Origin of the sequence: Janthinobacterium sp. JC611, from assembly GCF_018682595.1 — a bacterium.
Classification (GTDB): Bacteria; Pseudomonadota; Gammaproteobacteria; order Burkholderiales; family Burkholderiaceae_D; genus Janthinobacterium.
Genome location: NZ_JAFLJN010000015.1, coordinates 193,317 through 201,948 on the forward strand (window position 1 = coordinate 193,317; position 8,632 = coordinate 201,948).

At 61.7% G+C, this 8,632-nt stretch carries 10 protein-coding genes; 3 read left to right on the plus strand and 7 right to left on the minus strand.

The annotated features are described in order from the left end of the window. Positions 1-3: 3 nt before the first annotated feature. From J0O65_RS11835 to rpe, 4 genes are all read right to left on the minus strand, one after another. Positions 4-567: an aminodeoxychorismate/anthranilate synthase component II gene (locus J0O65_RS11835; protein ID WP_215406943.1), complete on the minus strand. Its 564-nt coding sequence runs from the start codon at positions 565-567 to the stop codon at positions 4-6. A 1-nt stretch (position 568) separates the two neighbouring features. Further along, on the minus strand, positions 569-2,065 hold the full coding sequence (gene trpE, locus J0O65_RS11840; RefSeq protein WP_215406945.1) for an anthranilate synthase component I: 1,497 nt from the start codon (positions 2,063-2,065) through the stop codon (positions 569-571). 266 nt (positions 2,066-2,331) lie between these two features. Further along, positions 2,332-3,036, minus strand: coding sequence for a phosphoglycolate phosphatase (locus J0O65_RS11845; RefSeq protein ID WP_215406947.1), 705 nt, complete (start codon positions 3,034-3,036; stop codon positions 2,332-2,334). Next, a complete protein-coding gene (rpe, locus tag J0O65_RS11850; RefSeq protein ID WP_215406949.1) occupies positions 3,036-3,710 on the minus strand; it encodes a ribulose-phosphate 3-epimerase in 675 nt (224 codons plus the stop codon). The genes J0O65_RS11845 and rpe overlap by 1 nt, the downstream gene beginning before the upstream one ends. A 164-nt stretch (positions 3,711-3,874) precedes the next feature. On the opposite strand from rpe, the gene apaG reads away from it, so the two are divergent. Further along, positions 3,875-4,249 (plus strand): Co2+/Mg2+ efflux facilitator ApaG/CorD, encoded by a 375-nt coding sequence (gene apaG / locus J0O65_RS11855; RefSeq protein WP_215406951.1) that lies wholly within the window; start codon positions 3,875-3,877, stop codon positions 4,247-4,249. A gap of 23 nt (positions 4,250-4,272) precedes the next feature. Here the strand turns inward: apaG and J0O65_RS28120 are convergent, their stop codons facing one another. Then, positions 4,273-4,407 (minus strand): hypothetical protein, encoded by a 135-nt coding sequence (locus tag J0O65_RS28120; protein WP_285896786.1) that lies wholly within the window; start codon positions 4,405-4,407, stop codon positions 4,273-4,275. A 22-nt stretch (positions 4,408-4,429) separates the two neighbouring features. Between J0O65_RS28120 and mltA the strand changes: the two genes are divergently transcribed. Next, positions 4,430-5,698, plus strand: a complete 1,269-nt coding sequence (mltA, locus tag J0O65_RS11860) for a murein transglycosylase A (protein ID WP_251373678.1) — start codon at positions 4,430-4,432, stop codon at positions 5,696-5,698. A gap of 40 nt (positions 5,699-5,738) precedes the next feature. Here mltA and J0O65_RS11865 read toward each other — a convergent pair whose 3' ends face one another. Beyond that, the gene (locus tag J0O65_RS11865; RefSeq protein WP_131689922.1) at positions 5,739-6,176 is read right to left on the minus strand and encodes a universal stress protein; all 438 of its coding nucleotides are present in this window, start codon (positions 6,174-6,176) and stop codon (positions 5,739-5,741) included. Between the two features lie 137 nt (positions 6,177-6,313). Then, positions 6,314-7,597 (minus strand): MFS transporter, encoded by a 1,284-nt coding sequence (locus J0O65_RS11870; RefSeq protein WP_215406990.1) that lies wholly within the window; start codon positions 7,595-7,597, stop codon positions 6,314-6,316. A gap of 95 nt (positions 7,598-7,692) precedes the next feature. Between J0O65_RS11870 and J0O65_RS11875 the strand changes: the two genes are divergently transcribed. Then, complete coding sequence (locus J0O65_RS11875; RefSeq protein ID WP_215406953.1) at positions 7,693-8,469, plus strand: enoyl-CoA hydratase; 777 nt, start codon at positions 7,693-7,695, stop codon at positions 8,467-8,469. Positions 8,470-8,632 lie beyond the last annotated feature (163 nt).

The window sequence follows — 8,632 nt, forward strand, 5'->3', positions numbered from 1 at the left end:
GAATCAGCGCTCGAGGAAATTCTTCAGCAGGGCATGGCCGTGCTCCGAGAGGATCGATTCGGGGTGGAACTGCACGCCCTCGATATCGTATTCCCGGTGGCGCACGCCCATGATCTCGCCGTCGTCCGTCCACGCCGTCACTTCCAGGCAGGAAGGCAGCGAGGCGCGTTCGATCGCCAGGGAGTGGTAGCGGATCACTGTGAAGGGGCTGGGCAAGTCCTTGAAAGCGCCCACGCCCGTATGCGCGATGAGGGAAGTCTTGCCATGCATGACTTGCTTGGCGCGGATGACCTTGCCGCCAAACGCTTCGCCGATGGCCTGGTGGCCCAGGCACACGCCCAGTATCGGCTTCTTGCCGGCGAAGTGCCTGAGCACTTCCACCGAAATGCCCGCCTGTGCCGGCGCTTTCGGGCCTGGCGAGATGCAGATGCGGTCCGGGTTCAGCGCCTCGATCTGTGCGATCGTGATTTCATCGTTGCGGTAGACCCGCACGTCTTCGCCCAGCTCGCCGAAATACTGCACGATGTTGTAGGTGAAGGAGTCGTAGTTGTCGATCATCAGCAGCATCTTAAAACCCTCCATCCAGGCCATCTTGCACTTGTTCGGCGGCGCGCAGTACGGCACGCGCCTTGTTTTCCGTTTCCTGCCATTCCATTTCGGGGATGGAGTCGGCCACGATGCCGGCCGCGGCCTGCACGTACAGCATGCCGTCCTTGATCACGCCCGTGCGGATGGCGATCGCCACATCCATTTCGCCGCCAAACGACAGGTAGCCGCAGGCGCCGCCGTAGATGCCGCGCTTGGTGATTTCCAGTTCGTCGATCACTTCCATGGCGTGCACCTTCGGCGCGCCCGTCAGGGTGCCGGCGGGGAAGGTCGCGCGCAGCACGTCCAGGTTCGACAGGCCCTCCTTGAGGGTGCCTTCCACGTTCGAGACGATGTGCTGCACGTGCGAGTATTTTTCGATGACCATGCGGTCGGTGACTTGCACGCTGCCCGTCTCGGCGATGCGGCCGATGTCGTTGCGCGCCAGGTCGATCAGCATCACGTGCTCGGCGATTTCTTTCGGGTCGGCCAGCAGCTCGGCCGACAATTCGACGTCGCGCTCTGGCGTGGCGCCGCGCGGACGGGTGCCGGCGATGGGGCGCAGGGTGACTTTCTTGCCGCCGTCCGCCGTCGTTTCATTGCGCACCAAAATCTCGGGCGAGGCGCCGATGATCTGCATGTCGCCGAAATTATAGAAGTACATATACGGCGACGGGTTGAGCGAACGCAAGGCGCGGTACAGGGTCAGTGGCGAATCGACATACGGTTTGCGGATGCGCTGGCCGATCTGCACCTGCATCAGGTCGCCCGCCATCACGTATTCATGCGCCTTGGCGACGGCTTTCAGGTAATCTTCCTTGGAAAAGTCGCGGATGGTTTCCGTGCGCACGGAAGCGCTGGTCACGGGCGCATCGACACCGCGGCGCAGCATCATGCGCAAGTCCTTCAGGCGCTGCTGTGCTTTCGAAAACGATTCGGGTTGCGTGGTGTCGGCGTAGACGATCAGGTAGAGCTTGCCGGACAGGTTGTCGATGACGGCCAGTTCCTCCGTCACCATCAGCTGGATGTCGGGCAGGTTCAGGTCATCCTTCGGCGCGCCGCCGGCGAGTTTTTTCTCGATGTGGCGCACGGTGTCGTAGCCGAAGTAGCCGGCCAGGCCGCCGCAGAAGCGCGGCATGCCGGGGCGCAGGGCCACCTTGAAGCGCGACTGGAACTGTTCGATGAAGTCGAGCGGATTGCCCTCGTGCTCTTCGATCACGGCGCCGTTCTTGACGATTTCGGTGCGTTTGCCATAGCTGCGCAATACGGTCGTGGCGGGCAAGCCGATGAAGGAATAGCGGCCGAAGCGTTCGCCGCCGACGACGGATTCGAGCAGGAAGGTGTTCTTGCCACCTTGTTGGACCTGTGCCAGTTTCAGGTACAGGGTGAGCGGGGTTTCCAGGTCGGCGAACGCTTCCGCGATCAGGGGGATGCGGTTGTAGCCTTGCTGGCCCAGCGATTTGAATTCGAGTTCGGTCATGTTTCTCTCCATGCCGTCAGGGTGTGCGTGTGCATAGTGCACAAACCCTGCGGTGGGCTATCAAAAAACCTGCCGGGGCACGCTACATGCGCACTATGCGCAAACGACGTGTGCAACGGCAGCAATCGTAACGGCTCGGCCCTTAAGCCTGCCAGGATTGCCAGCGTCGCCAAAGCCAGGCCTCAATCGAGCCGGTTTGGGTGACATTGTGTTTTTTGATGAGAAACGTGTTCACGATATGGTGTTGGGTTTGGTCAGTATGCCGGTTAGTTTTGCATGCCAATGAAACGGGCTGCTTCGAGCAGTGTCTTTACTATACCATCGGAATCGGTATCGTGTATAGAGTGTCCGTGATTGTAGCCATACGGTACCGTCAGTACGGGGCAAGCCGCAGCCCTGGCCGCTTGCGCGTCATTCGAGGAGTCGCCGATGGCCACCACTTTGGCGGGCGGCAGGTCGAAGTCCGCGCACACTTGCAGCAGCGGCATGGGGTGCGGTTTTTTCTGCGGCAGCGAGTCGCCGCCATAGACGATCTCGAAATACCGGTCCAGGTTTTTCAGCTTCAGCAGCGGCAGGGTGAAGGCGATCGGCTTGTTGGTGACGCAAGCCAGGCGCAAGCCCGCCGCCTGCATCGCCGCCAGCCCCGCTTCCACGTCCGGATACAGGGTGCTGAACTGGCCGTTGATGGCCAGGTAGTGGCGCTGGTAACCGTCCATCGCCTGCTCGAAATGCTGCTCCACGCCGGCCGCGTCGAAGTCGAGCGCCAGTACGGTGCGGATCAGGTTTTCCGAGCCCTTGCCCACCATCAGCTTGATGGCCTCGGCGCTGATGGGCGCCAGGTCCAGTTCGGCGCGCATGCCGTTGATGGCGACATGGAAATCGGGCACGGTGTCGAGCATCGTGCCATCGAGGTCGATGATGGCGGCGCGCACGCCGGCCAGTACGTGGTCTTTCACCGTGCCCGCTTGCATCAGGCGCCCTTGACGGATGCCAGCTCGGCGCGCATGGCGTCGATGACGGCCTTGTAGTCCGGCTTGCCGAAGATGGCCGAGCCGGCGACAAAGGTGTCGGCGCCGGCGGCGGCGGCGGCGGCGATGTTGTCGATCTTGATGCCGCCATCGACTTCCAGCATGATGTCACGGCCCGACTCGTCGATCATGCGGCGCGCTTCGGCGATTTTCTTCAGCGCTTGCGGGATGAAGGATTGGCCGCCGAAGCCCGGGTTGACTGACATGATCAGGATGATGTCGATCTTGTCCATCACGTGTTCCAGGTAGTGCAGCGGCGTGCCCGGGTTGAACACGAGGCCCGATTTGCAGCCATTGTCGCGGATCAGCTGCAAGGAACGGTCCACGTGATCCGACGCTTCCGGATGAAAGGTGATGATGTTCGCGCCAGCCTTGGCGAAATCCGGGATAATGCGATCGACAGGCTTGACCATCAGATGCACGTCGATGGGCACTTGCACGTGGGGGCGGATCGCTTCGCACACCAGCGGGCCGATGGTCAGGTTCGGCACGTAATGGTTATCCATCACGTCGAAGTGGATGATGTCGGCGCCGGCGCTAACGACGTTGCGCACTTCCTCGCCCAGGCGGGCAAAGTCGGCGGACAGGATGCTGGGAGCGATACGGAATGTTGTCATGGTGAAGTAGCCAAAGGATAGAAAATGCGATTTGCGCTATTTTACGCCTGACACCGCTACCATGCCTGATTGAATACGGTGAAACACAGAATACGCATCACGCGATGAACAAGGCGTCGCGCGCGACACACAATACGACTGGCAATGTCTGAATAGGAATGACGATGGCGACTTATGAATTTACGGTAACGGTCAAGACGCAATATCTGCCCGAGCAATCGGCGCCGGACCAGGGGCGGCACGTGTTCAGCTACACGATCCGCGTCGTCAACACGGGGACCGTTGGCGCGCAACTGATTTCGCGCCACTGGGTCATCACGGATGCGAACAACAAGGTGGAAGAGGTGCGCGGCCTGGGCGCCGTCGGCCACCAGCCGCTGCTGCAGCCGGGCGAGCAGTTCGAATACACGAGCGGCACCATGCTGGGCACGCCGCAAGGCTCGATGCATGGCGAATATTTTTGCGTGGCCGAAGACGGCCATCAGTTTGAAGCTTTGATTCCCGAGTTCGTGCTGTCGGTGCCGCGTACCCTGCATTGACGAAACGCCGGGGGCTTGCCCCCTTATTTCAGTTTTTCGGTGGCGTCCTGCTCTTCACCGAGCTGCTTGCGTGCCGGCGGTGCGGGTTTTTTACCCGAATACATGGTCCACCAGACTATGAATGCCAGCAAGAAGAACGCCACCAGCGCCTCTATCATCAAGATCCACATACGCACCCCTATGTTATTTACCCGCAGCTTAGTATTTACCCGCCATCTCTTTACACGCGGTAGTCTACCCGTTTCAGTCGGCGCCGTCGCGCTTGCGCTTTCCGCCTGCACCACGCCGTCGGCGCCGCCTGCTGCCACCGGCGGCAAGGCGCCGGCCATCGCTCCGACCGTCGTCAAGCCGGTGCCGGCCAAGCCGGCCGACGCCAAGGAGGCCGCGGATGTGGCTGCTCCTACCTTCGTGCCCGCCAAGTTTGCCGCCTTGCCTGGCTGGGCCCGCGACGACATGCGCGCCGCCTGGCCCGCCTTCATGGCTTCGTGTGGCGTGCTGGTGAAGCGTCCTGACTGGAAGGAATCGTGCACGATCGCGCGCCAGGTGAATGCCGACAGCGACAAGGCCATCCGCCTGTTTTTCGAAACCTTCTTTGTGCCCAATCAAGTCGTCACCGCCGATGGCGCCAGCACCGGCCTCGTCACCGGCTATTACGAACCGTTGCTGCACGGCGCGCGCAAGCGCGGCGGCCCGTACCAGACGCCGCTGTACAAGGTGCCCGACGACCTGGTTTCGGTCGACCTGGCCGGCGTGTATCCGGAATTGAAGAACATGCGCTTGCGTGGCAAGCTGGTCGGCAAGAAGGTGATACCGTATGCGACCCGCGCCGACATCGAGCGCGCCACCTCCGTCACGGGCAAGGAATTGCTGTGGGTGGATGACGAAGTCGAGGCGTTCTTCCTGCAAGTGCAGGGTTCCGGGCGCGTGCAGCTGACCGATACGCAGGAAACCGTGCGCGTGGCGTATGCGGATCAAAACGGCCACCCCTACAAATCGATCGGCCGCTACCTGGTCGACAAGGGCGAGCTGACGTTGAACCAGGCGTCGGCGCAGGGCATCAAGGCGTGGATCGCCGGCCATCCCACGCGCAAGGATGAATTGTTCAATGCCAATCCCAGCTATGTGTTCTTCAAGGAAGAGCGCCTGCCCGATCCGAAAGTGGGGCCGAAGGGGGCGCTGGGCGTGCCGCTGACGCCGCAGCGCTCGGTGGCCATCGATTCGCGCTTCCTGCCGCTCGGTGCGCCCGTGTTCCTGTCCACCACGCAAGCCAACAGCGAGATTCCCATGCAGCGCCTGGTGATGGCGCAGGATACGGGCGGCGCCATTCGCGGGCCGATCCGTGTCGATTATTTCTTTGGTTTTGGCGCGGAAGCGGCCGAGAATGCGGGCCGCATGAAGCAGAGCGGCGCCGTGTGGGTGTTGCTGCCGAAGCAGGCGCCGGCGCGCTGAGTTTATCGCGGCGCCGGGCGGGGATTGCGCTAGCGCAAGGTTAGCGCAGGACCATCACTGGCAAGTGCGTATGCGCCAGCACTTTTTGCGTTTCGCTGCCCACGAACAGCTTGTTCAAGCCCTTGCGGCCATGCGAGGCCATCAGGATGATGTCGCAATGGTGGGTTTGCGCCGCATTGACGATTTCGTCGTGCGGGCTCGGCGACACGGCCACCACGCCTTCGAAGGGCACGCCGGCGGCGCGTGCCGCCGCGCCGATCTTGTCGATGGCGCGTTGCGATGCTTCCTGCATCTGCTGTTCATACAGGCTGGCGTCGAGCACGATGCCGCCGTCGGCCATCGGCGAGAACGGGAAAGGCTGCACCACGCTGATGGCGACCAGCTTGGCCTTGTTCAATTGGGCGAAGGCGAGGGCGGTCTCGGCGGCTTTGTCGGACAACGGCGAGCCGTCGGTGGGAAATAAGATGGTGTTAAACATGGCGTGCTCCTCAAGTGATGTCAGACAGCTTATGGATTTACATCAATTAAAACCTTGATATAAATCAAACCTCGCAAGCTTTGGCATGAATAGTGTCGCCAAGGCAATCTTCTGGCAGTGTATGCCCGTTCATCGCTTCAGGTGCGCACGCTACGCAGCGGCGTGCCCCACACCATGGCAATCGTCAACAGGATGCTGCCTGCCGCGATGCAAACCAGGCCATTGCGCACGCCGAAGTGTTCCGCTACCCAGCCGGCGGCCAGCGCGCCCAGCGGCGCCGTCGCCACCGTCAGGAAGCGCATGGTCGACGTCATGCGGCCCAGCATGGGGTCGGGCGTGACTTTCTGGCGCAAGCCCAGGTAGGGAATAAAAAACAGCATCACGCCGCAATCGAAAAAGAACATCAGCACGGCATAAGCGACGGCGCTGGCGACCGCGCTGCCAAACAGTGCTGCCGGAATCGTTGGTGTCAGGGCAAAGCAGAGCGAGGTCGATGCCAGGCCGATCAGGATGGTGCGTCCGGCGCCATAGCGCTTCGTCAGCGGTTTGACGATGAAGGCGCTGAGCAGGACGCCGGCGCCGCCCAGCATCTGCGTCATGCCCAGCACGCCAGGGCTCATGCCCAGGTTGCGTGTGGCGAACAGCACCGTCAAGGCCATGCTGGCGTAAAACAGGAAGTGCCAGATGCCGGCGCCCCAGGCCAGTGCGCGCAGCAGTGGTTCGCGCCAGACGAACAGCAAGCCGTCGGCGATGTCGCGCAGGGCGTGCTTGTCGGAGGGCGCCGGCCGTGGGTCGCGCACGCTCATGGCGCGCAAATTGAAGACGGAAATCAGATAAGCGCACGCCGTGCACAGGATGGCGGCGGGCGCGGACAAGACCTGCACCAGCACGCCGGCCAGGCCGGGGCCGATCAGGCGCGAAGCCGATTCGGTGGCGGCGAATTTCGATTGCGCATCGATCAAGCCATCGCGGCCCACCAGGAAGGTCAAAAACACTTGCTCGGCGCCGCCGCCGACGACAAAGCCCGTGCCGATGATGAACCCCACTATATATAACCACGGCATCGACAGCACGCCGCACCAGTAAGCCACGGCCACGCTGGCCAGGGCCAGGCCGGACATGCTTTCGCTGAAGAGCATGATCGGGTGCTTGCTGCGCCGATCCAGCAGCACGCCGACGGGCAAGCCGAACAGGGCGAACGGCAGCGCCTGCAGGGCGACCAGCACGCCCATCTGTTCCGGCGTTGCATGCAGCAAGAGTACCGCGCACAGGGGCAGGGCCAGCGAGGTGATCTGGGCGCCAAAGCAATTGAGGCCATTGCTGAACCATAGACGGCGAAAATTGACGCTGGCGGCGCTGCCGTCGCCGCGCAGGTAATGGGCGCAGTATTGAAAGAAGGAGGAGAAAATACGCAGCTCGATAAAAGATGATCGGACTCACAATAATAGCAGCGCGCCTGTCGCGCCGCTGCCGTTAGCCGCTACAATCGTTGCACCGTTCATCCAGAGGAGACACTATGCAATACGAAGACTTGATCATCGATATCCAGGACAAAGTGGCGGTCATCCGCCTGAATCGCCCGAAGGCATTGAACGCCTTGAACGACAATATGATGAATGAGCTGGGCGACGCCCTGCTGAAGTTCGATGCGGATGACAATATCGGCTGTATCGTGCTCACGGGCAGCGAAAAAGCGTTTGCCGCCGGCGCCGATATCGCCGCCATGGCCGATTACACGTATCCCGACACCTTTACCCAAGGTTATATCAGCCGCAATTGGGAGTATATCTTGCGTGTGCGCAAACCGGTGGTGGGCGCGGTGGCTGGTTATGCGCTCGGTGGCGGTTGCGAACTGGCCATGATGTGCGATTTCCTGATCGCCGCCGACAGCGCCAAATTCGGCCAGCCGGAAATCAAGGTCGGCGTCACGCCAGGCGCGGGCGGCACGCAGCGTTTGCCGCGCGCCATCGGCAAGGCCAAGGCCATGGATCTGCTGCTGACGGCGCGCACGATCGACGCCGCCGAGGCGGAACGCATCGGCCTGGTGTCGCGCGTGGTGCCGGCCGATAAGTTACTGGAAGAAACCTTGGCCGCCGCCAAGACCATCGCCGCCATGCCGACCTCGGTGGCCATGATGATCAAGGATTGCGTCAACCGCGCCTTTGAAACGACCTTGACCGATGGTGTCGCCTACGAGCGCCGCCTGTTCCAGGCCGCTTTCGGGACGCCTGCGCAAAAAGAAGGCATGCACGCGTTCCTGGAAAAGCGCTTGCCAAACTTCGACGGTCTTTGATATGATTCGCCTCCCCGATGAGACGCACTGGTTTGCGGCACAAAGGGGACGGCCTTCAGGGGCTGGGTAGTAGAAAAGAAGGAGTTGACGATTGTGCTGAAATGCTTCATACTCTTCCTTCTTCGCAGCTGACAAACACAACGCTTTGTCGATAGCGCGAAAG